The following is a 25,217-nucleotide window of genomic DNA, read 5'->3' as shown; positions in this document are numbered from 1 at the left end:
TCCCACCTCAGCGAGCAGCCGCCCGCCAGATCTCGCCCGCGTGCGACACGCCGAACAGCACCAGGCCGATCAGCCCGCCCACCACCGTGCCGTTGATGCGGATGTACTGCAGGTCCTTGCCCACCTGCAGCTCGATGAGCTCGGACATTTCCCTGGCGTCCCAGCGCTGCACCGTGTCCTCGATGTGCTGGGCGATGAAGGCCGACACCTCGGGCGCCAGCCCTTCGGCCCAGCGTTCGAGCCGTGCGCCGAGCGATTCACGCAGGGCCGGGTCGTCCGCCAGCGAGCGGCCCAGCCAGGCGCCCATGGCCTGCACGTTGCGCGCCACGGCCGAATCGGACTGGGCCAGGTCGCGGCGCAGCGCCGTGCGCATGCCCTGCCACAGCTCCTGCACATAGCGGCCCAGCGTGGCGTCGGTCTGCAGGTACTGGCGTATCTCGTCGGCCCGCTGCTGCCAGTCGGGGTCGGTCTGCAGGCGCGTGATGAGCCGCTGCACGGCCTCGTCGAAACGCTCGCGCAGCTGGTGCTGCGGGTTGGCGGCCACCTCGGCGAGCAGGCCGGCGAGCGCGTTGGCCACCATGGCCGAGCCCTTGTCGCCCAGCCAGTCGGTGGGGAGCATCTTCTCCTTGACCGGGTGGTCCTTCTTGAGCCATTGCACGATGGTGCGCGCGATCAGGTCGCGCGTCTCCTCGCTTTGCAGCACGGCGATGAGCCGGGCCAGTCCGTCGTCGAGCAGCGCCTGGTGGCGGCCGTTGTGTGTGAGCGCGCCCAGTACCGTGGCCATGGTCTGCGACAGGTCGATCTGCCCGATCAGCGTGCGCGCGGCGCGCTGGATGAAGCGCTCCACCTGCGCATCCTGCACGGCGTCGAGCCCCGCAGAGACCAGGCGCACGGCCTGCTGGCCCAGCAAGGCGGTGTTGCCCGGCGCCACCAGCCAATCGGCCACGCGCGCCACCGGGTCGTGGCGGCGGATCAGCGCCACCAGCGAGGGCGCGTCGAGGAATTTGTCGCGCACGAAGCCGGCCAGGTTGCGGCCGATGCGGTCCTTGTTGCGCGGGATGATGGCCGTGTGCGGAATCGGCAGGCCCAGCGGGTGGCGGAACAGCGCCACCACGGCAAACCAGTCGGCCAGCGCGCCCACCATGGCCGCCTCGGCCACGGCCTTCAGGCAGTTCAGGGCCAGGCCCCGCTCCACCAGGCTGGTGCCGACGAACACCGCCGTGGCCAGCAACAGCAGGGCCAGGGCCTGCCGCTTGGCCTTGCGCAGCGCCGCGTGGGCGGCGTCCGCGTCGGTGGAAGATGCCATCGGGCGGCGCAGCAGCGCCGCTCAGGCTGCCGCTGCGATCTGGTCGAGTGCCTTGGACAGGTGGCCCACGGTGCGCTCCACGTTGTGCCACTTCTCCAGGCCGAACAGGCCGATGCGGAAGGTCCTGAAGTCCGGGCCCTCGTCGCACTGCAGCGGCACGCCGGCGGCGGTCTGCAGGCCCACCTCCATGAACTTCTTGCCGTTCTGGATGCCGGGGTCGGTGGTGTAGCTCACCACCACGCCGGGGGCCTTGTAGCCCTCGGCCGCCACGCTGGGGAAGCCCTTGGATTCGAGCAGCGCACGCACCTTGGCACCCAGCTCCACCTGCTCGGCGCGCACCTTGTCGAAGCCGTATTCGCGCGTCTCCAGCATCACTTCGCGCAGGCGCACCAGGGCATCGGTGGGCATGGTCGTGTGGTAAGCGTGCTGGCCCTTTTCATAGCCCTCGGCGATCTGCATCCACTTCTTGAGGTCGCACGAGAAGCTGCTGCTCGTCGTGCCCTCGATGGCCTGGCGCGCACGCTCGCTGAGCATCACCATGGCGCAGCAGGGCGAACCACTCCAACCCTTTTGCGGGGCCGAGATCAGCACATCCACGCCCGTGGCCTGCATGTCCACCCACATCGCGCCCGAGGCCACGCAGTCCAGCACGAACAGCGCACCCACCTCGTGCGCGGCCCCGGTCAGCGTGCGCAGGTAGTCGTCGGGCAGGATGATGCCGCTGGCGGTTTCCACATGGGGCGCGAACACCACCTTGGGCCGCTCGGCGCGGATGGCGGCCGCCACTTCGTCGGCCGGGCATGGCGCCCAGGGCGCCTGCGGGCCGTCGCCCTGCTTGCGTGCCTTGCACACCACGGCACCGCCGCCCAGGCCGCCGGCCGCATCGAAGATCTGGCTCCAGCGGTAGCTGAACCAGCCGTTGCGCACGATGAGCACCTTCTCGTTGTTGGCGAACTGGCGCGCCACGGCTTCCATGCCGAAGGTGCCGCTGCCGGGCACCAGCACGGCCGTGTGGGCGTTGTAGACCTGCTTGAGCGTGGCCAGAATATCCTGCATCACGCCGGTGAAGCGCTTGGACATGTGGTTGAGCGCTCGGTCGGTGTAGACCACCGAGAATTCGAGCAGGCCATCGGGATCGATATCGGGCAGCAGTCCGGGCATGGGGAAGGTCTCCGTCTTGGATGGGCACGGGGCGCGCGCGGCCGTTCAGCCGCAGGCGCCTCAATCAGCCGGTCAGCTTAGCATGGCCCCTTCACACTGGTGTGCTCACCAGGTATCCACAAAGCGGTGCCCCAAGGGCGCCACCTGGGCCGACGCCAGCCCCCGCGCCAGCCAGGCGCGCGTCTCCGCGGGGTCGATCACGGCGTCGATCTCCAGCGTGGTGGCCATGTGCAGAGCCTCGCCGTTGGCGTACTGGCGTGCCACGAGCTTCTGGAACAAGGCATCGCGCTCCGCGCCCTCTGGCACGGCCTCCAGCTCCTTGCGAAAGCCCAGGCGCACGGCGCCTTCGAGCCCCATGGCACCGAACTCCCCGGTGGGCCAGGCCACGGTGAATACGGGCGCATGGAAGCCCCCGGCCGCCATGCCCATGGCCCCCAGCCCATAGCCCTTGCGCAGCACCACGCTGAAAAACGGCACGCGCAGGCTGGCCGCCGTCACGAACAAGCGGCTCACATGGCGCACCTGGGCCGTAGCCTCCACCTCGGGGCCGACCATGAAGCCGGGCGTATCCACCAGGCTCACCAGCGGCAGGCCGTGGGCATTGCACAGCTGCATGAAGCGCGCGCCCTTGTCGGCCGCATCCGCATCGATGGCGCCGCCCAGGTGCAGCGGGTTGTTGGCCAAGAGGCCCACGGGCCGCCCCTCGATGCGCGCCAGCGCCGTGTGGATGCCCGCACCGAAGCCGGTGCGCAGCAGGAGCAGGCTGCCCTCGTCCACCAGGCCCGCCATGGCGGCACGCGTGTCGTACACACGCAGGCGGTTCTCGGGCACCACGCCGCGCAGCAGGCGCTGGTCGGGCGCCGTCCACTGCGCCAGGCGCCCCTGGAAGAACGACAGGTAGTGCCGCGCCGCACGCACGGCGCCCGCTTCGTCGTCCACCAGCACATCGATCACGCCGTTGGCGTGCTGCACCCGGCTCGGGCCGATCTGCTCGGGCTTGAAGACACCGAGCCCCCCGCCCTCGATCATGGCCGGCCCGCCCATGCCGATGTTGCTGCCGCGCGTGGCGATGATCACGTCACTGCAGCCCAACAGCGCCGCATTGCCCGCAAAGCAGCGCCCCGCCGCAATGCCCACCACGGGCACCTGGCCCGAGAGCGCGGCATAGCTGGCGAAGGTGTGCACGTGCAGGCCGGCCACCACGGGCATGTCGGTATCGCCGGGCCGCCCGCCCCCGCCTTCGGCGAACAGCACCACGGGCAGCTTCTGCGCCAGGGCGATGCCCAGCATGCGGTCGGTCTTGGCATGGTTGCGCGCGCCCTGGGTGCCGGCCAGCACCGTGGCGTCGTAGGACATGACGACTGCGCGCGATTGTTCCGGGCCGAAGTCGGCACCGTTGATGCCGCCAATCCCCGTGACCATGCCATCGGCCGGCGTGTTGGCGACCAGGTCCTCCAGGCTGCGCCGGCGCGTCTGCGCGGCAATGGCCAGCGCGCCGTATTCGATGAAGCTGCCCTCATCGCACAGATCGGCGATGTTCTCGCGCGCGCTGCGCCCGCCCAGGGCATGGCGCTTGGCCATGGCCTCGGGCCGGGCGGCGTCGTGCGTGAAGGCGTGGCGGTCCTGCACCCGCTGCAGGTCGGGGCGGATGTGGTCCGCATCCAGCGCCTCCGCGCCTGCGTGCGCGGCAGCCTCCGCGCCATCCATCGGGTCGAGCACCAGCAGCGGCTGGCCCTGCACCAGGTAGCCACCCGGCACAGCCAGCAGCGTGCGCACCCGGCCCGCGTGCGGCGCCAGCAGCACATGCTCCATCTTCATGGCTTCGAGCACGGCCAGTTCCGCCCCGGCCGCGACCATGTCGCCCTCGGCCACGGCCAGTTGCACCAGCCTGGCAGGCATGGGCGCCAGCACCGCACCTTCCGGGGCTGATTCCGGCGGGGTGGGCTCCTGGCCTGCGGGCAGGGGCCCGTCGACCTGATGGCTCGCAGCCTCCAGCAGCGCGGGCAGAACCGACTCCAGCCAGCGCGTGTGCACCTGCTGGCTTTGCATCTCGGGGCGCGCGGCCAGCGCGCGCAGCAGCGCCACATTGGTCGCCACGCCGCCGATGCGGCATTCGGCCAGCGCCCGCTGCGAGCGCCGCAGCGCGTCGCCGAAGCGGGGGCTGCGCGTGTGCACGATGAGCTTGGCCAGCAGCGTGTCGTAGTGCGGCGAGGGTGAGCCACCCGCCACGCCATGCGTGTCCACGCGGATGCCCGGGCCAGCCGGCAGGTCGAAGCGCGTAAGCACGCCATTGCCAGGCGCAGCACCGCCCTGCGCATTCAGCGTCTCGGCATTGATGCGCCACTGCACCGCAAAGCCGTGCACGGCGGGCGGCGCAGCGGGGTCGAGCCCCAGATCGCGCAGGCTGCGTCCCGCGGCCAGCGCGACCTGCGCCTGCACCAGGTCCACGCCCGTGACCTCTTCGGTGATGGTGTGCTCCACCTGCAGGCGCGGGTTGGCCTCGATGAAGACAAAGGGCAGCGCATCGGACGCCAGGTCCACCAGGAATTCGAAGGTGCCCAGGCCCTCGTAGGCTACCTCCCGCGCCATGGCCAGCGCGGCGGCCACGATGCGCTCGCGCAGCGGCGCGGGCAGCGAGGGGCTGGGCGCCACCTCCACCAGCTTCTGAAAGCGCCGCTGCAACGTGCACTCGCGCTCGCCCAGGGCCAGCACCTCGCGCCCGTCGCCCAGCACCTGCACCTCGATGTGGCGCGCCCCGGACATCAGCCGCTCGACGTAGACGCCCTCAACGCCGAAGGCGGCCAGCGCCTCGCTGCGGCAGCGCGCATAGGCGGCCGGCAACTCATCGGCCGACTGCACGGCACGCATGCCGCGCCCGCCACCACCGCCAATTGCTTTGATAAGGATGCCCGCACCGCCCTGTGAATGCCAGAAGGCCTGTGCCTCCTCCAGCGTGACCGCTGCCTGCGTACCCGGCATCAGCGGCACACCGCAGCACAGCGCCAGTGCGCGCGCCTGCGCCTTGTCGCCGAACAGGCTCAGTTGGGCTGGCGTTGGGCCAATGAAGCGCAGCCCGGCCTCGGCGCAGGCACGCGCGAAGTCGGCGCGCTCGCTGAGAAAGCCGTAGCCCGGGTGCACTGCATCGCAGCCCTGCGCGCGTGCAATGGCAATGAGCTTCGCACCGTCCAGGTAGGCCGACGGCCCGGTGGCAGACAGGGCCACGGCCTCATTGGCCGCACGCACATGGGGTGCCTCTTTGTCGTCGTCGGCATACACCGCCACGCTGGCGATGGACAGGTCCTGCAGTGCGCGCGCAATGCGCAGCGCGATCTCGCCCCGGTTGGCGATCAGGACTTTGTGGAACAGGGGCGGGGTCATTGTGGGCTTCTTCTCAGGACAGGTCAGGGGATGTCACGCAGCAGGCGCCGCAGCACCTTGCCGGCGCCCGTGGCGGGCAGCGCATCGATGAAGCGCACCTCGCGCGGCGTCTTGTAGGGCGCCATGTTCTCGCGCGCCCAGGCCACCAGGGCGGCGGCGTCCACCTCCTGGCCGGGCTTCCTCACGATGAAGGCACGCACCACCTCGCCCTTCTCGGCATCGGCCACGCCGATCACGGCGGCCTGCGCCACGGCGGGGTGCTTGATGAGCAGGGTCTCGACCTCTTCGGGGAACACGCTGTAGCCCGAGACCTTGATCATCTCCTTGAAGCGGCCGATGAAGGTGAGGTAGCCATCGGCGTCCATGCGCCCCATGTCGCCGGTGTGCACCCAGCCATTGCGCAGGGTCTGCGCCGTGGCTTCGGGCTTGTTCCAGTAGCCCTTGAAGTTGCCGGGGCCCTGGATGGTGATCTCCCCCACCTCGCCGGCCGGCAGCGGCGCGCCGGTCTCGGGGTCGATGATGCGGATGGTGTTGCCCGGCACGGGCTTGCCGTGCGCACCCCAGCGGATCGCATCGTGCGGCATGTAGGTGTCCACCGTGTGCGTTTCCGACAGGCCGTAGGACGCCTCGAACGACGTGCAGTTCGGGGCAAACCCCTGCCACTGCTGCGCCAGCGCTTCGGTGAAGGTGATGCCGAAGCTCGTGACCGGGTTCCTGCGCAGCGCGCTCCAGTCCATGGCGCGCGCACCGGGCACCTGCATGAGGGCGCCGTTCATGGGTGCGATGCTGTACCACCAGCTCACGCGGTGGCGCTCCAGCGCCTGCGCAACGCCCAGGGGGTCGAAGCGGTAGAGCAGCACCGTGGTGGCGCCGGTGTAGATGGGCAGGTTCACGCCCATGACCATGCCGGCAATGTGGTACAGCGGCGCCACGGCCAGCAGCACGTCGTCGCTGCGCGCACCATTGCATTCGGCCGATGCGGCGGTCTTGAAGCTGGCGTTGCCATAGCTGAGCATGGCGCCCTTGGGCAGGCCGGTGGTGCCCGAGGTGTAGGTCATCAGCGCCACGTCGTCCATGCCGATGTCCACGGGCGCGGGCGCGCCCCCGGCACGCACCACGGCCAGAAAGTCCTCGCAGCCCGCGGGCACCGGCGATACCGCGGCGCGCATGGCCTGCAGCTCAGCCGGCACATCGATGCTGGGCGTGTCGGGAAGCAGGTCGCCATAGCGCACGGCAAAGACATGGGCCAGGTCGGTGGTCGCACGCACCTTGTCGACCACGGGCAACAGCACATCGGCCGCAACGATCACGTGGGCTTTCAGGTCCGACAGCTGGTACTGCAGCTCGTGCTCCTTGTTGAGCGGCCCGCAGGGGCAGACGATGGCACCGACCTTCTGGATGCCGTAGTGCGCCATCACGTACTGCGGGCAGTTGTTCATGAACAGCGCCACCGGCTCGCCCGGCTGCACGCCCAGCGCCTGCAGGCGCGCCGCGAATGCATCGCTGGCCGCGTCGATCTCGGCCCAGGTGATGGGCCGGCCGTACCAGAGGTAGGCGGTGCGATCCGGGGTTTCGCGCGCATGGCGGCGCAGGTGTTCGTGCAGCGGCTGTGGCGTGGCGGTATCGGGCATGCGTTGTCTCCAAGGTGTCTGGAATCGCTGGTTCTTGGCAGCCTTTCAGGGTTTGCGATAGGTCCCTGCGCCCGCCAGCGTCTTGCCAATATATACCCGCAGGTAGAACATTGCTACCCATTGGTATAAATCGACGTCGCGCAAAGGACAGCCCCCATGAATGAGCAGCCCCCCGTACAGGCACGCGGCCGGCAGAAGGCCGCCACGGCCGGCTCGGACGAGAAGCGCGAGCGCATCCTGCGTGCCGCCGAGGCGCTGTTCGACGCGCAGGGCTATGCCAACACCACCATCGAGCAGATCGTGCAGCAGCTCGGGGTGACCAAGCCTTTCGTGTACTACTACTTCCGCAACAAGCAGGAGATCTTCGAGACCCTGTGCTGGGCACCCGCCGTGGCCTGCTTCACGGCCATGGATTTCGCAGATGGCGACAAGCGCCCGGCGCACGAGAAGGTCGTGGAAGGCATCGACCGGCTGATCCGCGCCACGTTGGCGCACCACCCGGCGGCCTTCTTCCCCTACCGCGAGCCCCAGGTCTACCGCCCCGAGTACCTGGCCGCGCAAAAGCAGCTGGCCAACCATTTCTACGACCGGCTCTGCGCCCTGCTCGAAGAGGGCCGCCGGGACGGCATGTTCGAGTTCAACGACACCAAGATCACCGCCCTGGCCGCCTGCAGCCTGCCCGGCTTTCTCTACAACTGGTACCGGCCCGATGGCCGCCTGCCGGCCGACGACGTGGCACGGGAGCTGGCCACTCTGGCCTGGCGGGTGCTGGGCCTGCGCACGCGCCGCAGGCCGCCTGCACGTTGACCAGGTGCGGGACCACTATTTTTCCAACAGCACAAGAAAGCGAGACAAGCATGCACCGCCTTTTGCGTTCCCTGGCAACCCCCGTTGCGGCCGGCGCCGCCCTGCTGTGCGCGGCAGCCCCCGCCCTGGCACAGGAGACCTTCAAGGTCGCCTACATCGACCCGCTCTCGGGCCCGTTCGCCAACGTCGGCGAGCTCATGCTCACGCACACCCAGTACGCCATCGAGGACATCAACGCCAAGGGCGGCGTGCTCAAGGGGGTCAAGCTGCAGCTGCTGCAGTTCGACAGCAAGCTCTCGGCGCAGGAAAGCCAGAGCGCGCTGCAGGCGGCCATCGACCAGGGTGCACGCGCCATCGTCACGGGCGGATCGGGCTCGTCGGTGGTCACGGCGCTGGTGCAGGCCGCGGCGCGCCACAACCAGCGCAACCCGGGCAAGGAGATCCTGGTGCTCAACCACTCCTCCATCGACCCCGAACTCACGGGCAAGGCCTGCAGTTTCTGGCACTTCCAGTTCGACGCGAACACGGCCATGAAGATGAAGGCCATTGCCAACTACATCAAGAAGCAGCCCGACATCCAGAAGGTCTACTTGCTCAACCAGGACTATGCGCACGGCAAGCAGTGGGCGCACTACGGCCGCGAGATGGTGGGCCTGGCGCGGCCGGACATCCAGTTCGTGGGCGAAACCCTGCACCCCATTGGCCGGGTGAAGGACTTCTCGCCCTATGTGTCCAAGGTCAAGAGCACCGAGGCCGATTCGGTCATCACCGGCAACTGGGGCCAGGACATGGTGCTGCTGCTCAAGGCGGCCGGCGATGCAGGCTACAAGCTGCGCTACTTCAACCACAGCGCCGGCTCCGTGCCCGGCACGGTGCTGGCCGTGTCGCAGGCCCAGCTCGGCCAACTCACCTGGGTGGCCGAATGGCACCCGGGCCAGGCCGATAGCGCGAAGACGGATGCCCTGGCCAGGGCGTACAAGGCCAAGACCGGCAAGGACTTCCTTGCGCCGCGCATCGACATGACGCCACGTTTCCTGACCGCGGCGATCAACAAGGCCCAGTCCAGCGACCCGGTGAAGATCGCCCGCGCGCTCGAGGACCTGAGCCTGGACACCGTGGTCGGCCCGGTGCGCATGCGCGGCGAAGACCACCAGCTGCTGCTGCCCCAGGTGGTCAACACCATCGCGCCGGTGGACGGCAAGGGCGTGAAGACCGGCTGGGAAGGCACGAACTACGGCTTTCGCACCGACGCCATCTACACCGGCAACGAACTGGCCCAGGGCACGGAGTGCAAGATGGCCAGGCCCTGAAAGATCCCGCAACCGGTTTCCCCTTGGCAAGCGGCTGCCATGGGTCGCGGCTACCATGGCGGCCATTGCCCAGAACCCGAGGAAACCGCCCCATGCCCGACTTTCGCAGCGACACCGTCACCCAGCCCACGCCCGCCATGCGCGCGGCCATGTTCGATGCCCCGCTGGGTGACGATGTGTTCGGCGACGACCCGTCCGTCAACGCGCTGCAGGACTACGCAGCGCAACTGCTGGGCTTCGAGGCCGCGCTGTTCGCGCCCTCGGGCACGCAAACCAACCTGATCGCCCTGTGGGGCCATTGCCAGCGCGGCGACGAGGCCATCGTCGGCCAGAGCTGGCACACCTACCGCTGGGAGGCCGGCGGCATGGCGGTGCTGGGCTCCATCCAGCCCCAGCCCGTGGAAACCCAGCCCGACGGCACGCTGCGCGTGGCCGACATCGCAGCCGCCATCAAGCCCGACGACCCGCACTTCGCGCGCACCCGCCTGGTGGTGCTGGAGAACACCACGGGCGGCCAGGTGCTGCCTCCGGACTATGTGGCCGAGGTCTCGGCCCTGGCGCGCCAGCGCGGCCTGGCCATGCACCTGGACGGCGCGCGCATGTTCAACGCCGCGACCGTCAATGCGGCCAAGGCGGGCACCGACGTGTACGACGAGGTCCGCACGCTGTGCAGCCATTTCGACTCGGCCTCGCTGTGCCTGAGCAAGGGGCTGGGCGCCCCCATCGGCTCGCTGGTGCTGGGCAGCCACGACTTCATCCGCCAGGCGCGCCGCACGCGCAAGATCCTGGGCGGCGGCATGCGCCAGGCCGGCGTGCTGGCCGCAGCCGGCCGCTATGCGCTGGAACACCATGTGCGCCGCATGGCCGACGACCATGCGCGCCTGGCCCAATTGGCCGAAGGCCTGGCCGAGGCCAACCGCAGCCACCCGGCCCTGAAGGGCAAGATCACCGTCCACCCCTGGCAGACCAACATTTTGTTCACCGACCTGCACACCGACGTGGCGCCCGCCTTCACCGCCTGGCTGGCCCAGCACGGCGTGCGCGTGACCAGCGGCCTCTACGCGGGCCAGACCCGCCTGCGCTGGGTGACGCACCTGGACGTGAGCGACGCCGACATCAAGGCCGCGCTGGACTGCGTGGCCATCTTCACAGGGACCTGAGCGCCAGGTTTCAGGCGGTCGGGTACGTGCGGCCGCCGAAGATGCCGGTGCCGACCCGCACCAGGGTGCTGCCGGCATGGATGGCGGCCTCCAGATCGGCCGTCATGCCCATCGACAGGGTGTCGAAATGGGCCAGACCGGGCACACCGCTGGCCTGGATCTGCCGGAAAAGACGCTGGGCGCGCAGGTGCAGCTCCTTCTGTGTCTCGAAATCCGGGGCATGGTCCGGGATGCTCATGAGCCCGCGCACCGTGAGCCGTGGCAGTTTTGCCACAGCCTGGGCCAGCGCCAGGGCTTCTTCGGGGGGAACGCCGGACTTGGTTTCCCCCCCGTCCACATTGACCTGGATGCACACCTGCAGCGGCGCCAGGTGCTCCGGGCGCTGGGCCGACAGGCGCTCGGCGATCTTCAGGCGGTCCACCGTGTGCACCCAGTCGAAATGCTCGGCCACCAGGCGCGTCTTGTTGCTCTGGATGGGCCCGATGCAATGCCACTGCAGGCTGGCGGGCGACAGCAGGCGCAGGGCCGCCACCTTCTCCACCCCCTCCTGGATGTAGTTTTCGCCAAAGGCCCGCTGGCCCGCGGCCACGGCCTCGGCCACCGCGTCGACACCGAAGGTCTTGGAAACCGCCAGCAGCGACACCCCCGCAGGATCGCGTCCGGCCGCCTTGCACGCCTGTGCAATCCTGCCCATAACCTGTTGGAGGTTGTTGTCAATCGTGGTCATAATGATTGGCAAGCGTACCAAACGATTGAGGGGATTCCGTGGACATTACCCAGCTGCTGGCGTTCAGCGTCAAGAACAAGGCTTCCGACCTGCACCTCTCTGCAGGCCTGCCCCCCATGATCCGGGTCCACGGCGACGTGCGCCGCATCAATGTGGACGCACTGGACCACAAGACGGTCCACGGCATGGTGTACGACATCATGAGCGACGCCCAGCGGAAGACCTATGAGGAATTCCTGGAAGTCGACTTCTCGTTCGAAATCGAGGGCCTGGCGCGTTTTCGCGTCAATGCCTTCAACCAGAACCGCGGCGCGGCCGCCGTGTTCCGGACCATTCCAAGCAAGATCCTGACGCTGGAGCAGCTCAATGCCCCCAAGATCTTCGGCGACCTGGCCCTGAAGCCGCGCGGCCTGGTGCTGGTGACCGGCCCCACGGGCTCGGGCAAGTCCACCACGCTCGCGGCCATGGTGAACTACCTCAACGAGACCGAGTACGGCCACATCCTCACGGTGGAAGACCCGATCGAATTCGTGCACGAATCCAAGAAGTGCCTGATCAACCAGCGCGAAGTCGGCCCCATGACGCTGTCTTTCGCTGCCGCGCTGAAATCCGCACTGCGCGAAGACCCGGACGCCATCCTCGTGGGCGAAATGCGCGACCTGGAAACCATCCGCCTGGCCATGACGGCGGCGGAAACCGGCCACTTGGTGTTCGGCACGCTGCACACCTCGAGCGCCGCCAAGACCATCGACCGGATCATCGACGTGTTCCCGGCCGAAGAAAAGGAAATGGTCCGCGCGATGCTCTCCGAATCGCTGCAGGCCGTGATCTCGCAGACCCTGTGCAAGACCAAGGACGGCTCGGGCCGCGTGGCGGCGCATGAAATCATGCTGGGCACCAGCGCCATCCGCAACCTGATCCGCGAGGCCAAGGTGGCGCAGATGTACTCCACCATCCAGACCAGCAACAGCGTGGGCATGCAGACCCTGGACCAGAACCTCACGGATCTGGTGCGTCGCAATGTCATCAGCCCCGCAGAGGCCCGTGCCAAGGCCAAGATTCCCGAAAACTTCCCCGGCTGACGGCAGCACGGGCGAACACACTGAACTAGAAGATACGGCGGCGCAATGCGCCGCACTCGGAGCAAACTATGAAAGGCATTCTCGGCCTTCTGCGCATGAAGTCGATCGGCAACAAGCCGGCCGAGGAGAGCAGCGATTCCGTACTGTTCTCCACGGCTTTTGCCGGCCAGGGCGTGGACGACTCCATGCTGGTGCCCTGGGAGGCCCGTGCCGTGGAGGTGGGGGCCAAGCGCCTGCCCACGAGCCGTGGCGGCAAGCTGCTGCAGGGGCTGTGGGCCAAGGACAAGTACATGGCCCACCTGGACAAGGACGCCGTGGAGCGCATGGAGCGCTTTTTCGAATTTGCCGCGATTCCCTCCAACCGCGACGTGATCCGCCAGGACGAGTACGGCAACTTCATGGTGGTGCTGCTCACCGGCACCATCGCCGTGGACCGCGTGCAGCCCTGGGGTGAGCACCTGCGCCTGGCCGAGACGCGGCCCGGTGACATCCTGGGAGAAATGTCGCTGCTGGACAGCGGTATCCGCTTTTCCGCCTGCACCACGCTCACCGACTGCGAGATCGCGGTGCTGAGCGCCGAAGCCATGGACGACATGATGTCCAAGGACCCGCAGCTCGCAGCCAGCCTGATTGCCCTGCTGGCCCGCAAACTGTCGTTGCGCCTGCGCGTGGTGAGTGCCCGCCTGAGCGACGGCAACCAGAAATGACAATGACCGTCCGGCAGACAAGGACCGCAAGGGAGAAATTCTGATGGAACGCGATCAGGCCAGTAAATTCATCAACGACCTGCTCAAGCTGATGGTCAGCCGCAATGGCAGCGACTTGTTCATCACGGCAGAGTTTCCACCGGCCATCAAGGTCGATGGCAAGGTGACCAAGGTGTCGCCCCAGCCACTCACGCCCACCCACACGCTCACGCTGGCGCGTGCCGTCATGAGCGACAAGCAGGTGGCGGACTTCGAGCGCACCAAGGAGTGCAATTTCGCGATCTCGCCCGCCGGCATCGGCCGCTTCCGGGTGAACGCCTTCATCCAGCAGGGCAAGGTCGGCATGGTGCTGCGGACGATTCCGCTCACCCTGCCCACCATCGATGGCCTGGGCGTGCCGCAGGTGCTCAAGGAAGTCACCATGACCAAGCGCGGCCTGTGCATCCTGGTGGGTGCCACGGGTTCGGGCAAGTCGACCACGCTGGCCGCCATGGTGGACTGGCGCAACGAAAACTCCTTCGGCCACATCATCACGGTGGAAGACCCGATCGAATTCGTGCACCCGCACAAGAACTGCGTGGTCACGCAGCGCGAGGTGGGCCTCGATACCGACACCTGGGAAGCCGCCCTCAAGAACACGCTGCGCCAGGCGCCCGACGTCATCCTGATGGGGGAAATCCGCGACCGCGAGACCATGGAGCATGCCGTGGCCTTCGCCGAAACCGGCCACTTGTGCCTGGCCACGCTGCACGCCAACAGCGCCAACCAGGCGCTGGACCGCATCATCAACTTCTTCCCCGAGGAGCGCCGCGCCCAGCTGCTGATGGACCTGTCGCTGAACCTGCGCGCCCTGGTCTCGCAGCGCCTGATCCCCAAGCAGGACGGCAAGGGCCGCGCGGCGGCCGTGGAGATCATGCTCAACACCCCGCTGATCTCGGACCTGATCTTCAAGGGCGATGTCCATGAGATCAAGGAAATCATGAAGAAGAGCCGCAACCTGGGCATGCAGACCTTCGACCAGGCGCTGTTCGATGCCTACGAGGCCAACCTGATCAGCTACGAAGACGCGCTGCGCAACGCCGACTCGCTCAACGACCTGCGCCTGCAGATCAAGCTCAACAGCCAGCGCGCCAAGTCGCCCGACCTGGCCCAGGGCACGGAGCATTTTGCGATCGTCTGACCGCCGACGCCCGCAGGAAGTACCCACCGCACACACTCTCGCCCGCCCTTCTGGGCGGGCTTTTTTTCTTTTGGAAGACCTCGGACATGCCAAGCACCAATCCCCGCAGCTACGACGCCACCCCCTCCCTCCAGGTCGCCTTCCTGGGCCTGGGCGTGATGGGCTACCCCATGGCCGGCCACCTGGCCCTGGCCGGCCACGAGGTCACCGTCTACAACCGCACGGCCGCCAAGTCCGCCGCCTGGTGCGAGGAGTTTGCCGCCAGCAAGGCACCGCGCCACGCGGCCACGCCACGCGAGGCCGCAGCGGGCGCTGACTTCGTTTTCTGCTGCGTGGGCAATGATGACGACCTGCGCTCGGTCACCCTCGGTGCCGACGGCGCCTTCGCAGGCATGAAGGCCGGTGCGGTGTTCGTGGACCACACCACGGCATCGGCCGAAGTGGCGCGCGAGCTCTACGCCGCGGCGCAGGCTGCGGGCCTGCATTTTGTCGATGCCCCCGTCTCCGGTGGCCAGGCCGGTGCGCAGAACGGCCAGCTCACGGTGATGTGCGGTGGCGATGCCGCGGCTTTCGACGCGGCCCGGCCCGTGGCCCTGGCGTTCTCGCGCGCATTCACCCTGCTGGGCGCCAGCGGTGCCGGCCAGTTGGCCAAGATGGTCAACCAGATCTGCATCGCCGGTCTGGTGCAAGGCCTGTCCGAGGCCGTGGCCTTTGGCCAGAACGCGGGGCTGGACATGAAGCAGGTGCTGGAGGTGATCGGCAAGGGCGCCGCGCAGAGCTGGCAGATGGACAACCGCGGCAAGACCATGGTCGAGGACCATTTCGACTTCGGTTTTGCCGTGGACTGGATGCGCAAGGACCTGGGCCTGGTGCTCGACGAGGCCCGCCGCAACGGCTCGCGTGTGCCCGTCACCGCGCTGGTGGACCAGTTCTATGCCGACGTGCAGCGCATGGGTGGCAACCGCTGGGATACTTCCAGTCTCATCAAACGCTTGAAGTAGGCTCCCCCCTGAGGCGCTTCGCGCCTTCCCCCCAGAGGGGGGACGCCCCCGGTGCGGCGGGGCGGCCCTTGCACGGGGGCGCTGGTGTTGGCCGCGCCAGTTTCGAGTGGCCGGCGCCGCCAGGGATCAGAGCGAGCGGGCGGGGGCGGTGTCGGTGGTGACGGGCGCCGGGGTGGGGGCGATGCGGCGCAGTTCGTCTTCGGTGACGATCTCGAAGACGCGCACGACCTTGCTCACGCCGCTCACGCCGCGGGAGATCTCGGTGGCGCGGCCGGCTTCGCGCTGGGTGACGCGGCCCATGAGGTAGACGATGTTGCGCTCGGTCACGACCTTGAAGGCATTGGCCGAGATGTCGGCCGCGTCCACGAAGCTGGCGCGCACCTTGCCGGTGATCACGGTGTCGTTGGAGCGCTGGCCCAGGGAGGTGGCGGGCATGACGGCCAGGTCGTTGACCACCGAGCGCACGTTTTCCACGCCGGTCACGATGCGTTCGATGGTCTCGCGGTCCTGGGCGTTGGCCACCTCACCGGTCAGCAGGGCCTGGCGGTTGTAGCTGGTCACGTTCACATGGGCGCGGTCGCCCAGCGCTTCACGGATGCGGTTGGCGGCGCGCAGCTCGATGCCTTCGTCCTCGACCTGGGTGCCCGCCGTGCGGCGGTCCACGGCCATCATGCTGCCCACCACGGCGCCCCCGACGATCAGCGGAGCGCAGGCCGACAGGCCGGTTGCCAGGGCGGCAGCGGCCAGGGCCGTGCAGAGGGTGCGGTTCACGGTTTGCTTCATAGCGGTATCTCCTGTTCACCAAGTAACTGGGCATCCACGCCGTCGCACAGGCAGTGCAGCACCAGGGCGTGGACTTCGCGCACGCGGGCGGCGCGGTCATGCGGCACGCTGATCAGCACATCGGTTTCTTGCAGCACGGCACCCAGCTGCCCCCCGTTGCGGCCGGTGAGCACCACCACGGTCATGTCGCGCTCGTGCGCGGCCTCGGTCGCGGCCAGCAGGTTGGCATCGTTGCCGCTGACCGACAGGGCCAGCAGCAGGTCGCCCGCCTGGCCCAATGCCCGCACCTGGCGGGCAAATTGCTGGGAACCGGGGTCCTGGGCGCCTCCTGGCCCTGCCGTCAGCAGGGTGCTGTCGGCCGTGAGGGCCATGGCGGCCAGTTCGGGGCGTTCGCGCTCGAAGCCGGCCACGCAGAAGGCGGCGAACTGCTGCGCCTCGGCGGCCGAGGCGCCATTGCCGCAGGCCAGTACCTTGCCGCCGCTGGTGACACAGGCCAGCATGGCCTGCACTGCCGCGGCAATGGGGGTGCTCAGGGTCTGGGCCGCCTGGTATTTCAGGTCGGCGCTGTCGATGAAGTGCTGTTGGATGCGTTGCTCAAGCATGGAGGTCCGATGATACCCGCCGCGTGTTACAGCTTTTGCCCCGAATTTTGTAGCAAAGGGTTTAGGCTGCACCGAGGGTTGCGCCCCGGGTGTGGGTTTGAACTTTGCAGATCACTGCGCGTCGAAGGCCGCCTTGAGCCACTGCACCTGGGCCTCTTCGACCAGCACGACGTCAAAGCGGCACGGTGGCGGCGAGGCCAGGCGCATCAGATAGTGCCGTGCCGCCAGCACGATGCGCTGCTGCTTGGCGGCGCCGATGCTCGCCCCGGCCCCACCAAAGGCCTGGCTGGCACGGCTGCGCACCTCCACAAAAACGGTGGTGCCATCGCGCTCGCACATCACCAGGTCAATCTCGCCCCCGCCGCGCCCGGGCGTCCGATAATTGCGCGTGAGCAGGCGCAATCCGGCGGCCTGCAGGTGCGCCAGCGCACGGTCTTCCGCCAGCGCGCCCTGCTGCCGGGTGGTGTTGTTGCCCACTGCGGCGGGTGTGGGCTTGTCCGCGGTCAGCCATCTTCCAAGGAATTTCATTGAGCGCCTCTTTCGCTTCCGCCCTCGATGCCGCACGCGATGCAGCGTCTGCGCAGCATTATCCGCAGGGGGCCTTGTACGTGGTGGCCACGCCCATCGGCAACCTGGCCGACATCACGCTGCGCGCCCTGCACGTGCTGCAGCAGGCCGACACCGTGGCCTGCGAGGACACGCGCCACACCCAGTCGCTGCTGCGCGCCTATGGCATCGACAAGAACGCTTCGCAGCTGCTGGCCGTGCACCAGCACAACGAGGCCGAGGCGGCGCAGAACGTGGTGCAGCGCCTGCACGAAGGCCAGCGTGTGGCCTATGTGAGCGATGCCGGCACACCCGGCGTGAGCGACCCCGGCGCCCGCCTCGTGGCCACGGTGCAGGCCGCCGGCCTGCGCACCCTGCCCCTGCCAGGCGCCAGCAGCATCACCACCGCACTGAGTGCCGCAGGCGCGGTGGCACACAGCGCCGATCATGGCGGCTTCGTCTTCGCAGGCTTCCTGCCGGTGAAGAATGCCGAACGGGCCAGCGCCATCGGCCGCCTGGCTGGCGAGCCGCGCTGCGTGGTGCTGCTGGAGGCCCCCCACCGCATCGGCGAGCTCGCACAGGCCCTGGCGGTGCTGGGCGAGCGCCCGGTGACCCTGGCGCGCGAGCTGACCAAGCAGTTTGAAGAGGTGGTGACCCAGCCCGCGCAGGCACTCACCGCCTGGCTGGAGGGCGCGCCCCAGCGCTCGCGTGGTGAATTCGTGGTGCTGCTGCACCCGGTGCCCGTGGCGGGCGACGATGGCGAGAGCCTGCGCGTGCTGCGCCTGCTGCTGGCCGATCTGCCGCTCAAGACGGCGGTGCGCCTGGCGGCAGAGATCACCGGCGCATCGCGCAATGTGCTCTACGACACGGCCCTGGCCTGGAAAAAGGGCGAGCCGCAGGGCGACTGACGCCCGGTTGTTCAGCGCCCGGAAACCGCCAGCCCTGCCGCCACGCCGCCGAACAGATCACCCTCGACCTGGGGCGTGTCGGGAAAGGCCCGGCGCAGGGCTTCCCGCAGTGGCCGCAATGCCGACGAGCCCCCCGTGAGGTAAATCGCATCCGGCCCGCGCGGCGCCAGGCCGGCCAGTTGCACGCACTCCTGCGCGCAGGCCACCACCTGTTCGAGAGGTCCGGCCAGGTGCTGCGAGAGCCCTTCGGGCGTGACGGCCGACTCCAGCGCAGGTTCGATCCAGCCCAGGTCCATGGGCGCAGGGGCCTGCGACAGCGAGGCCGCGATCTTGGCCTGCTCCACGGTGTTGGCCATGCGGTGGCCCAGGCGCTCCTGGAGCACGGTCATCAGCCGGGCATGCAGGCGCTGGTCGGCGTAGTCGGTGCGCAGGTTCTGTGCATCGCGCAGCGCCTTGGGCGCATACAGCCACTGGATCAGGTGCCAGGTCGACAGGTCGAAGAACACCCGGTTGGGGACCTCGCGCCCGCTGGGCCCGATGTGGCGAAAGCCCAGCATGGGCATCAGCAGCTCCAGGCTCAGGCGCCGGTCGAAATCGGTGCCACCCACATGCACGCCGGTCGTGGCGAGCACATCGGCCGCGCGGTCGCCGCCGCGCGCCAGGCGCTCGGGACCCAGGCGCACCAGGGTGAAGTCCGAGGTGCCGCCCCCGATGTCCACCACCAGCACCAGCGATTCCTGGGCGATGCGCTGTTCATAGTCGAGGGCGGCCGCCATGGGCTCGAACTGGAAGGACACCTGCTCGAAACCCGCATCGAGCGCCGCCTTGCGCAGCGAGTCTTCGGCCAGCTGGTCACGCTCCGGATCGCCGTCCACGAAATGCACGGGCCGCCCCATCACCACGCGGCCGGGCATGCCACCCAGGTCGGCCGTGGCCTTGCTGGCCAGCATGCGCAGGAACAGGCCGATGATGTCCTGGTAGCTGACGAGCTGGCCGTGCACGGCCGTCTTTTCCTCCAGCAAGGCACTGCCCAGCAGGCTCTTGAGCGAGCGCATCAGACGCCCCTCGGTACCGGCCAGGTACTGGCCCACGGCATCACGGCCGAAATGGGTGCTGTGGTCCTCGGCGTTGAAGAACAGCGCCGTGGGCAGCGTCACCCCCGTGCCCTCCAGGGCGATCATGCGCGCGGGCCCGCGCCCCTCGCGCACGCCCATGGCCGAGTTGGAGGTGCCGAAGTCGATGCCAAGCGTGGTGTCCTGCAGGAGGGGCATGGGGAAAATCAGGGAGCGAGAGAAAGAAGAAAACAACGGCGCCGGCAGGCAGCGCGAAGGAGACCGGCAGGCCGGGCAGTCCCCTCTGAAGGGGCTGCGCCCGCGCAAGGGGAGCGGGATTGTGCCACGGACCGGAAGGCCCCCGGCTTTCAGGCCAACGGCCCCGACGCCACCATGGCCGGCACGGCCTCGCGCATGGTGGCGACAAAGCGCAGCAGGCGCACAGGATAGAAGCTTGCGTACGGATAGATCAGGTACACCGGCTGCGGCGCAGGCTGCCATTGGGGGGCCAGGTGCACCAGGTGCCCCTCGGCCACATCTTGCGAGAGCAGCCAGGCCGAACCGGCCCCGGCACCCAGCCCGAGCCGGGCCGCACTGCGCAAGGCATACAGGCTGTCGGTGGCCATGCGCGGGCGCAGGGCGATGCGGCGCGCCTCACCCGTCACCCGGTGGGTGAGCACCAGCTCATTGCGGTAGTAGGTTTGCAGGGCCAGCCAGGGCAGCGCGGCCAGATCCTCGGGATTGTCGGCGCTGCCCGCCCCGGGCAGGGAGGCCGCCCCGACCACGATGCGCGGCACCTCGGCCAGGCGGATGGCCACCACGGCGGGATCGGCGGGCTCGCCCACCTGGATGGCGCAGTCGATGCCCGCACCGATGAAGTCGCGCACATCGTCCTGCAGCAACCACTCCACCGAGACGCGCGGGTGCCTGCGCAGAAACTGCGCCAAGGCGCCGACGAACATCTCCTGCCCGAAGGCATGGGGCATGGCCACGCGTAGCGTCCCCTCGGGCTCCTGCTGCGCACCGCGCAGGTCGGCCTCGAACGCCGCCCAGCTGGCCAACAACTCCTTGGCACGGCGGTAGCAGCGCTCTCCGTCCACCGTGAGGCGCATGGTGTGGGTGGAACGCTGCAGCAGGCGCACCCCCAGCAACTGCTCCAGCGCCTGCAGCCGGCGGCTCACCGTGGGCTGGGTGGCATGCATCTGCGCCGCAGCAGCCGAAAGGCTGCCGGCCTCGACGATGTGGACAAAGGTTTCCATGAGCTGCAGCCGGTTTCCCGGCGCGCGCCCAAGCCCCTCCACGGGCAGAGGCTCGTCCGCCCGGAAGGGTGCCGCCCCGTTGGACGGATCGCTGGTCATACATTCAATGCATATTTGATCTGTGCCCGATGGTACTACCAAGGCGAGGGGTGCCGAATCACACTGGCAGCCATGCTTTTTACCAAGGGTTAATACCATGTCTTCCATACATGAAACGGATACTGCGAGATCTTCTTCGGGGGAGACGCAGCTCCCCACATCGCGGGTGCTGCTGCTCGCCACCGGGGCCGGCCTCGGGGTGGCATCGCTGTACTACAGCCAGCCCATGCTGGGCGTGCTGGGCGCAGACCTCGGCGCCTCTGCCCAGGCCGTGGGCCAGGTTCCCACCCTGACGCAGCTGGGCTATGCGCTGGGCATCCTGCTGCTGGCGCCGCTGGGGGACCGCTTCGACCGGCGCCGCATCATCGTGGCCAAGGCCGCGGCGCTGGTAGCCGCATTGCTGCTGGCAGCGCTGGCGCCCTCCATCGGCGTGCTGCTGGCCGCCAGCCTGGCCATCGGCATCACAGCCACCATGGCGCAGGACATCGTGCCCGCCGCCGCCACCCTGGCACCCACCGCACACCGCGGCAAGGTGGTGGGCATGGTGATGACCGGCCTGCTGCTGGGCATTCTGCTGTCGCGCGTGGTGAGCGGTTTCGTGGCCGAGCACTTCAGCTGGCGCGGCATGTTCCTGGCCGCGGCCGTGGCGGTATCGGCCATCGCGGTGGCCACCTGGCGCGGCCTGCCGCGCTTTCATGCCACCACCGCCCTGCCCTATGGCCAGCTCCTGGCCTCGCTGGCTGCACTGTGGCGGCAGCATCCCACGCTGCGGCGTGCCGCCCTGGCCCAGGGCCTGCTGGCGGTAGGGTTCAGCGCCTTCTGGTCCACCCTGGCCATCATGCTGCACGGCGCGCCCTTCCACCTGGGCAGTACCGCCGCGGGCGCGTTTGGCCTGGCCGGAGCGGCCGGCGCACTGGCTGCGCCCCTTGCCGGCCGCCTGGCCGACCGCACAGGCCCGGAACGGGTGGTCCGTTGGGGGGCCGGCCTGGCCGCCCTGTCCTTCGCCGCCATGGCTGCGGGCCCCTGGATCCCCTCTGGCGCCCAGCTGTGCCTGCTGGTGGTGTGCACCATCGGCTTCGACCTGGGCGTGCAGGCGGCGCTGATCTCCCACCAGACCATGGTCTACGGCATCGATCCGGGAGCGCGCAGCCGGCTCAATGCCGTGTTGATGACGGGCATGTTCATCGGCATGGCGACCGGTGCCGGCCTGGGCAGCCTGCTGCTGGCCTCGTGGGGCTGGATGGGTGTCACGCTGCTGGCGACGACTGCCAGCCTGGCCGCGCTCGGCGTGCGCATGGCCACGCGCCGGGACCCCGGCTGCATGGCCGCAGCCTGAAGCGCCGGCACCTGGAAGGATCAGCGCCCTGGATCAGGACTGCGGCACCCACTCCCGAACAAAGCCCGCAGCGTCCTGCCGCTCGGGTGGCTGCAAGCGGTCTTTGGGGGTGCCCATGTAGAGGAATCCCAGCAGGCGGTCGCCCGCGCCCAGGCCCAGGGCCGCCTTCACGTTGTCGTCGTAGGCATTGACCCCGGTGGCCCAGAAGCCGCCGTAGCCGAGGATGTGCAGGGCGTTGAGCATGTTCATCACGGCAGCCCCCGTGGCCAACACCTGCTCGCTCTCGGGCACCTTGTGCGGCGCCTTGACCTGCGCGATCAGCGCCACCAACAAGGGCGCCGCCACGGCCTTGGCGCGAAAGCGCTCACCATCGTCATAGGGATCGCGCGCCCGCGCCGCCCTTGCGAACACCTGGCCCAGCGCCAGGCGCGCATCGCCGCGCACAAGGACGAAGCGCCAGGGCCGCAGCTGCCCATGGTCGGGCGCCCGCATGGCGGCCGCGAACACCAGGTCCAGCGCCGCGGGATCGGGCGCCGGCTCCACCAGCGGCCAGGGCGAGTGCCGGGTGAGCAGCAGGTCCATGGCATGGCGCTGCTCGGGCGACATCGAGGGATGGGACAAGACCGGATGGGAAGGCACAGAGACTGGCATGGTGTCCTTTGCAAGCAAGGCGAAGAGGACACTCCGGCGCCAGCGGGGGCGCTTGAGCGATGGCAGCGAAGATCGGTGGCGGGCAGCCTGGAGGCCATGGGCCCGAGCGGTACCGGGGACCATGGATCCAGGGGGCTGGCTGGCGCCGGGGGGTGTGGCCACGGCAGGGGCGCCATCGTTCACCGGAGTGTCGCGGGGTGAACAGCGGCCATCGTAGAGCAGCGCCCAGCCCGCTGCCCAGGCACCGCTTTTTCACCGGACTCGCCGCAGGGTGTCTTTGCCGCGACCGTGGTGGTGGTCTCTCCAGTCCGACTCGAACGGACATGCCCGAAGGCCCCAGGGTTTGAGACTGGTGCGTCTGCCAATTGCGCCATGGAGAGAGGCAAAGGAAATGATGGGGTGCACGAACGGAATCGAACCGTCGTCGGCGGGATCACAACCCGCAGCTCTGCCATTGAGCTACGCGCACCATGAGAGAAAAGGAAGACAACGAACTGGAGGTGCGGACCGGATTCAAACCGGTGTCTGCGGATTTGCAATCCGCTGCATGGTCGCTTTGCTACCGCACCCTTGGGTGCCTGCGAAGCAGGCACTGGAAACTGGCCCCACGTGCACGACTCGAACGTGCAACCCCTTGCTTCGTAGGCAAGTGCTCTGATCCATTGAGCTAACGCGGGGGAGATAGATGGCGCTTCGCAGGGGGATCGAACCCCTGACTTCCTCCTAGACAGGGAGGCACTCTGGCCACTGAGTTAGCGAAGCAAAAAAAGATCAATGTGGCGTCCCGTGCGGGATTCGAACCCGCGATCTCCGGAGTGAAAGTCCGGTGTCCTCACCGCTAGACGAACGAGACGAAGAATGCTGGTCTGGGTGGCAGGATTTGAACCTGCAGCCTCCTGCGTCCAAGGCAGGCCGTCTACCAGATTGACAGTACACCCAGCAAAAATAATTGGTGCCCCAGGGGAGAGTCGAACTCCCAGAATTCCGCTTCTAAGGCGGACACGTATGCCAGTTCCGTCACCGGGGCTTGAATCACCAAGAAAACAAACAGTCCTCCATTTCGGTTGTGCCCTCACGCGATGGGCCACGCGCGGCCGGCGCGCGCCCCCGTCGACATCGCTGCACAGGGAGGTCGCGATCCCCTGCACATCCCGCCAGGCCGTCCACGCGGCTCTTCCCTGGCGGTGGTGCGAAGACACACCCGAAATGATTTTTCTCGGGCGGGGTCACTGTGCCAGTGTCATGTCCGGCAAGGCCCCGCAGCAGCTTGTGAAAGAACATCGATGGCCTGCAGCACGATCGCCGCAGGCACTGAAAACAAAACGAAAAGGCCCGGAACCTTGCGGTGCCCGGGCCTCTGCGAAGAGAGCTTGGAAGGGAATGCGCCTATGCGGCGCGCCCTCCACCCGGTGGCCAACGATCCTCATCGTGGTCATGTGCACACAAATCAGCCGCCAGACAGGGCAGCAGGCGCAAGACCGCACGCGGGGCCATCGCAGCGACGCGCACGAGCGCGCGGCCCGGTGCGGGTCGGCGGCTGGTGAGGGTGGCGATGGCGTTCATGGTCAATCCTGGTGAGAAGGTCAGTCGGTCTGAATAAGCAGGCTGCGGTTCAAACCGCGATGGAAGTTAATGTAAATAGTCTTTACTATTTCGTCAACTGCCTGAAGAGAATTTTTTCGAAGCCCCCCGCCCTCAAGGCAAAGACGCGGACCTTTCGCGCAACTGCAGCACCTGGGCGACAAAGTCTGCATGGCCCGCGGCCGGTTGCTGCAGCAACGGCAGGCCCGTGCCACGTACCGCCCACTCCAGCGCCTGCGTCCAGCACAGGCCATCGGACGGCTGCGCCTGTTGGCGCGCCAAGGCGCCCAGCACCAGCTCCTGCCCCCAGAAGTACACCTGTTTGGCCTGCACGTTCGACTGCATGCGCTGCACGTCGGCCAGCGTGCGCGGCTCGGCGATATCCAGCCAGATGTCGGCAAACAGAAAATCGATTGCCGGCGTGCCCATCGGCGGCGTCCATTCCAGGGCATCGGCCTGCACGAGATCGAATTTGCTGGCGGCCGACGCCGGCAGGCCCGCGAGCACCTGGCACTCGTCGAAGAGCTCCAGCACCTCGGCGTCGCGCTCCACCACCGTGACCTTGCGCACGGCAGGCTGCAATGCCATGTTGGCCGCCGTCCAGCCCATGCCCAGGCCCATCACGACCGTGTCCCCATGCGCATGGCGGCAGGCCAGCTCCTGGCTTTCGATTTCGAAGGGAGAGAGCGACATCCAGGTTTCCCAGCGATCGCCAGCACCTTGGCGCAGGAGCACGGCGGAATCCGCGGCGACACAGGGACCACTGTGGTAACCGCGGTCCAGGCCCACGCGGCCACGCTGCATGCGCCATCGCCCCACGGCCCCCTCGGGGTACTGGGGCATGTGCCAGGGAGATGCGAACAGCGGCAGGCCGAGCGCCTGCGCCAAGGCTGCAGCCGGGGGCTGCGGAAAGGGGGATAGTCAGAGGATGGCGGTGTGTGCACAGCAGC

Annotated in this window: 21 protein-coding genes and 8 tRNA genes; 9 read left to right on the top strand and 20 right to left on the bottom strand. The window is 68.3% G+C overall.

Annotated elements, in window-relative coordinates; genetic code table 11:
• Positions 1 to 7 precede the first annotated feature (7 nt).
• From AC3WOH_RS17020 to AC3WOH_RS17005, 4 genes are all read right to left on the bottom strand, one after another.
• A complete protein-coding gene (locus tag AC3WOH_RS17020) occupies positions 8 to 1,306 on the bottom strand; it encodes a DUF445 domain-containing protein (protein ID WP_492230471.1) in 1,299 nt (432 codons plus the stop codon).
• Positions 1,307 to 1,327: 21 nt separating this feature from the next.
• Entirely contained in the window at positions 1,328 to 2,467 is a 1,140-nt protein-coding gene (locus AC3WOH_RS17015) for an aminotransferase class V-fold PLP-dependent enzyme (protein WP_492230470.1), read from the bottom strand.
• Between the two features lie 105 nt (positions 2,468 to 2,572).
• A complete protein-coding gene (locus AC3WOH_RS17010; protein ID WP_492230586.1) occupies positions 2,573 to 5,833 on the bottom strand; it encodes a carboxyl transferase domain-containing protein in 3,261 nt (1,086 codons plus the stop codon).
• A 35-nt stretch (positions 5,834 to 5,868) separates the two neighbouring features.
• A complete protein-coding gene (locus AC3WOH_RS17005) occupies positions 5,869 to 7,476 on the bottom strand; it encodes an AMP-binding protein (RefSeq protein ID WP_492230469.1) in 1,608 nt (535 codons plus the stop codon).
• Between the two features lie 156 nt (positions 7,477 to 7,632).
• On the opposite strand from AC3WOH_RS17005, the gene AC3WOH_RS17000 reads away from it, so the two are divergent.
• The 3 genes from AC3WOH_RS17000 to ltaE all read left to right on the top strand — a co-directional run bounded on the left by AC3WOH_RS17000 (position 7,633) and on the right by ltaE (position 10,753).
• Positions 7,633 to 8,283, top strand: coding sequence for a TetR/AcrR family transcriptional regulator (locus AC3WOH_RS17000; RefSeq protein ID WP_492230468.1), 651 nt, complete (start codon positions 7,633 to 7,635; stop codon positions 8,281 to 8,283).
• 50 nt (positions 8,284 to 8,333) lie between these two features.
• Positions 8,334 to 9,593: a branched-chain amino acid ABC transporter substrate-binding protein gene (locus tag AC3WOH_RS16995; protein WP_492230467.1), complete on the top strand. Its 1,260-nt coding sequence runs from the start codon at positions 8,334 to 8,336 to the stop codon at positions 9,591 to 9,593.
• A gap of 92 nt (positions 9,594 to 9,685) precedes the next feature.
• Positions 9,686 to 10,753, top strand: coding sequence for a low-specificity L-threonine aldolase (gene ltaE, locus AC3WOH_RS16990; RefSeq protein WP_492230466.1), 1,068 nt, complete (start codon positions 9,686 to 9,688; stop codon positions 10,751 to 10,753).
• Positions 10,754 to 10,763: 10 nt separating this feature from the next.
• On the opposite strand, the gene AC3WOH_RS16985 is transcribed toward ltaE, so the two are convergent.
• Positions 10,764 to 11,480: a YggS family pyridoxal phosphate-dependent enzyme gene (locus AC3WOH_RS16985; protein ID WP_492230465.1), complete on the bottom strand. Its 717-nt coding sequence runs from the start codon at positions 11,478 to 11,480 to the stop codon at positions 10,764 to 10,766.
• A gap of 38 nt (positions 11,481 to 11,518) precedes the next feature.
• Here AC3WOH_RS16985 and AC3WOH_RS16980 point away from each other — a divergent pair, with 38 nt between their 5' ends.
• From AC3WOH_RS16980 to AC3WOH_RS16965, 4 genes are all read left to right on the top strand, one after another.
• Positions 11,519 to 12,562, top strand: coding sequence for a type IV pilus twitching motility protein PilT (locus tag AC3WOH_RS16980; protein ID WP_492230464.1), 1,044 nt, complete (start codon positions 11,519 to 11,521; stop codon positions 12,560 to 12,562).
• 68 nt (positions 12,563 to 12,630) lie between these two features.
• Positions 12,631 to 13,269 carry a cyclic nucleotide-binding domain-containing protein gene (locus AC3WOH_RS16975; RefSeq protein ID WP_184859254.1) on the top strand — a complete coding sequence of 213 codons (639 nt, stop codon included), beginning with the start codon at positions 12,631 to 12,633 and terminating at the stop codon, positions 13,267 to 13,269.
• Between the two features lie 43 nt (positions 13,270 to 13,312).
• A complete protein-coding gene (locus tag AC3WOH_RS16970; protein WP_492230463.1) occupies positions 13,313 to 14,449 on the top strand; it encodes a PilT/PilU family type 4a pilus ATPase in 1,137 nt (378 codons plus the stop codon).
• Between the two features lie 86 nt (positions 14,450 to 14,535).
• Positions 14,536 to 15,450 carry an NAD(P)-dependent oxidoreductase gene (locus AC3WOH_RS16965; RefSeq protein ID WP_492230462.1) on the top strand — a complete coding sequence of 305 codons (915 nt, stop codon included), beginning with the start codon at positions 14,536 to 14,538 and terminating at the stop codon, positions 15,448 to 15,450.
• Between the two features lie 126 nt (positions 15,451 to 15,576).
• On the opposite strand, the gene AC3WOH_RS16960 is transcribed toward AC3WOH_RS16965, so the two are convergent.
• The 3 genes from AC3WOH_RS16960 to AC3WOH_RS16950 form a co-directional block, all read right to left on the bottom strand.
• Positions 15,577 to 16,233, bottom strand: coding sequence for a BON domain-containing protein (locus AC3WOH_RS16960; RefSeq protein WP_492230461.1), 657 nt, complete (start codon positions 16,231 to 16,233; stop codon positions 15,577 to 15,579).
• The gene (locus tag AC3WOH_RS16955; RefSeq protein ID WP_492230460.1) at positions 16,230 to 16,835 is read right to left on the bottom strand and encodes an SIS domain-containing protein; all 606 of its coding nucleotides are present in this window, start codon (positions 16,833 to 16,835) and stop codon (positions 16,230 to 16,232) included. Before AC3WOH_RS16955 ends, AC3WOH_RS16960 begins: the two co-directional genes overlap by 4 nt.
• A gap of 111 nt (positions 16,836 to 16,946) precedes the next feature.
• Positions 16,947 to 17,363: a YraN family protein gene (locus AC3WOH_RS16950; protein ID WP_492230459.1), complete on the bottom strand. Its 417-nt coding sequence runs from the start codon at positions 17,361 to 17,363 to the stop codon at positions 16,947 to 16,949.
• Between AC3WOH_RS16950 and rsmI the strand changes: the two genes are divergently transcribed.
• Positions 17,363 to 18,289, top strand: a complete 927-nt coding sequence (gene rsmI / locus AC3WOH_RS16945) for a 16S rRNA (cytidine(1402)-2'-O)-methyltransferase (RefSeq protein ID WP_492230458.1) — start codon at positions 17,363 to 17,365, stop codon at positions 18,287 to 18,289. The two genes, AC3WOH_RS16950 and rsmI, sit on opposite strands and share 1 nt — an antisense overlap.
• A gap of 11 nt (positions 18,290 to 18,300) precedes the next feature.
• Here rsmI and AC3WOH_RS16940 read toward each other — a convergent pair whose 3' ends face one another.
• Together AC3WOH_RS16940 and AC3WOH_RS16935 are read right to left on the bottom strand one after the other, a co-directional pair.
• Positions 18,301 to 19,560: an Hsp70 family protein gene (locus AC3WOH_RS16940; protein WP_492230457.1), complete on the bottom strand. Its 1,260-nt coding sequence runs from the start codon at positions 19,558 to 19,560 to the stop codon at positions 18,301 to 18,303.
• Between the two features lie 149 nt (positions 19,561 to 19,709).
• Entirely contained in the window at positions 19,710 to 20,699 is a 990-nt protein-coding gene (locus AC3WOH_RS16935) for a LysR family transcriptional regulator (RefSeq protein ID WP_492230456.1), read from the bottom strand.
• 97 nt (positions 20,700 to 20,796) lie between these two features.
• Here AC3WOH_RS16935 and AC3WOH_RS16930 point away from each other — a divergent pair, with 97 nt between their 5' ends.
• On the top strand, positions 20,797 to 22,035 hold the full coding sequence (locus tag AC3WOH_RS16930) for an MFS transporter (RefSeq protein ID WP_492230455.1): 1,239 nt from the start codon (positions 20,797 to 20,799) through the stop codon (positions 22,033 to 22,035).
• 33 nt (positions 22,036 to 22,068) lie between these two features.
• Here AC3WOH_RS16930 and AC3WOH_RS16925 read toward each other — a convergent pair whose 3' ends face one another.
• The 10 genes from AC3WOH_RS16925 to AC3WOH_RS16880 all read right to left on the bottom strand — a co-directional run bounded on the left by AC3WOH_RS16925 (position 22,069) and on the right by AC3WOH_RS16880 (position 25,110).
• Positions 22,069 to 22,686: a nitroreductase family protein gene (locus tag AC3WOH_RS16925; RefSeq protein ID WP_492230454.1), complete on the bottom strand. Its 618-nt coding sequence runs from the start codon at positions 22,684 to 22,686 to the stop codon at positions 22,069 to 22,071.
• Between the two features lie 295 nt (positions 22,687 to 22,981).
• A tRNA-Leu gene (locus AC3WOH_RS16920) sits at positions 22,982 to 23,066 on the bottom strand.
• Positions 23,067 to 23,081: 15 nt separating this feature from the next.
• Positions 23,082 to 23,155 (bottom strand) — tRNA-His (locus AC3WOH_RS16915).
• A gap of 26 nt (positions 23,156 to 23,181) precedes the next feature.
• Positions 23,182 to 23,255: transfer RNA gene (locus tag AC3WOH_RS16910), tRNA-Cys, on the bottom strand.
• A 31-nt stretch (positions 23,256 to 23,286) separates the two neighbouring features.
• Positions 23,287 to 23,363: transfer RNA gene (locus AC3WOH_RS16905), tRNA-Arg, on the bottom strand.
• A 9-nt stretch (positions 23,364 to 23,372) separates the two neighbouring features.
• Positions 23,373 to 23,448: transfer RNA gene (locus AC3WOH_RS16900), tRNA-Asp, on the bottom strand.
• Positions 23,449 to 23,463: 15 nt separating this feature from the next.
• A tRNA-Glu gene (locus AC3WOH_RS16895) sits at positions 23,464 to 23,539 on the bottom strand.
• 9 nt (positions 23,540 to 23,548) lie between these two features.
• A tRNA-Pro gene (locus AC3WOH_RS16890) sits at positions 23,549 to 23,626 on the bottom strand.
• Between the two features lie 10 nt (positions 23,627 to 23,636).
• Positions 23,637 to 23,713, bottom strand: a tRNA-Leu gene (locus AC3WOH_RS16885).
• A gap of 668 nt (positions 23,714 to 24,381) precedes the next feature.
• Positions 24,382 to 25,110, bottom strand: a complete 729-nt coding sequence (locus tag AC3WOH_RS16880; RefSeq protein WP_492230453.1) for an O-methyltransferase — start codon at positions 25,108 to 25,110, stop codon at positions 24,382 to 24,384.
• Positions 25,111 to 25,217: the final 107 nt, after the last annotated feature.

This window comes from Acidovorax sp. FW305-C-20-28 (assembly GCF_058783375.1).
Note: the sequence above shows the minus strand (reverse complement) of the source record. Positions and strands in the feature narration are given on the sequence as shown.